This window comes from Cellulomonas sp. EB106-03-03-XG116 (assembly GCF_058792015.1).
The window spans coordinates 36,896-37,908 of record NZ_JBYTEP010000043.1 but is presented as its reverse complement, the minus strand read 5'-3'; the positions used below and the strand labels follow the sequence as shown (position 1 = coordinate 37,908).

General features: G+C 80.9%; 1 protein-coding gene. It reads left to right on the top strand.

Annotation, left to right across the window (positions count from 1 at the left end; translation table 11 throughout):
• Window positions 1-676: hypothetical protein (locus tag AC3WUG_RS14935; protein ID WP_492328390.1), on the top strand; the 676-nt coding region annotated here is incomplete at its 5' end.
• Window positions 677-1,013: the final 337 nt, after the last annotated feature.

The window sequence follows — 1,013 nt, the reverse complement described above, 5'->3', positions numbered from 1 at the left end:
GGGCGGCACCGTCCCGGCGGCGGGCGCGCGGGCGCGCGTCGCCGCGGGTCGTGCCCGGGAGGCGCACCGCACCGCCGACGATACGGGCGGCTCGGCTGCCACGGTCACCGGCACAGCCGCGGTCGCCGACACCGGCTCCGGCACCGCCGTCGGCGAGGGCGCGCTCCAGGCGCTGACCCGGCAGTGGGCCTCCCTCGCGGCGCTGGGACTGGGCCTGGTCGCCTGCGGCGTGGGCGCCGGCCACCTGGAGCACCACCTGCCGGTGGGCGTCGCGCTGTCCGCGCTCGGGCTCGTGGCCCTCGGCTGGGGCGTCCTCGCCCTGCGTGGCCCCGCGCCCGTGCCCCGCGCGGCTGCCGGCGTCGCCCTGGCGTCCGGGCCGGCGGTGCTGCTCAGCTCCCCGCTGACCGGCACCGCCACGACCGCCGCCGAGGCCGCCGCGCTGGTGCTGGGCCTGGCGGCCGGGATCCTGCTCGCCCTCAGGCAGCGCGCCGGGACCGCCCCGGGGGCCCGTCGGCGCGCGCCCGGCGGCGCCGGCCAGGCGGGCACGCTCGCGGCGGGCGCGCTGCTGGTGGCCCTGGTGACCGTGCCGGGCCTCGCCGCGACGGAGGCGGGCGCGCACGCGGTGCCGCACGGCTCGCACGGCCTGCCCGCCGAGACGGGCCACGCGGGCCACTAGGCCCGCCCGGCCGGACCGCGAGGTCCCGGCACCGCCCGGCCACCAGGGCCGGCACGACCGGGCCCGGGCGGGCCCGGTCCCACGACCGCCGCGCGGCGTCGGAAGGGACGGCTCCCCCGGCGCCGCGCGGCTCACCCGCGCCGCACGCGACACGACTCCCCGGATCCCCACCCGATTCTCGCGTCCTCCCCCGATCGATCAGGGGGCAGCGCGACAATCGGGTGGGGACGTGGGCGACGCGCGGAGCGCCCAAGCCCGCGCCCGCCCGCACCAACGACGGAGGCCCGGAAATGTCTCTTATACCCACTTCCGAGCCCACGAGACATGGCGACTGATA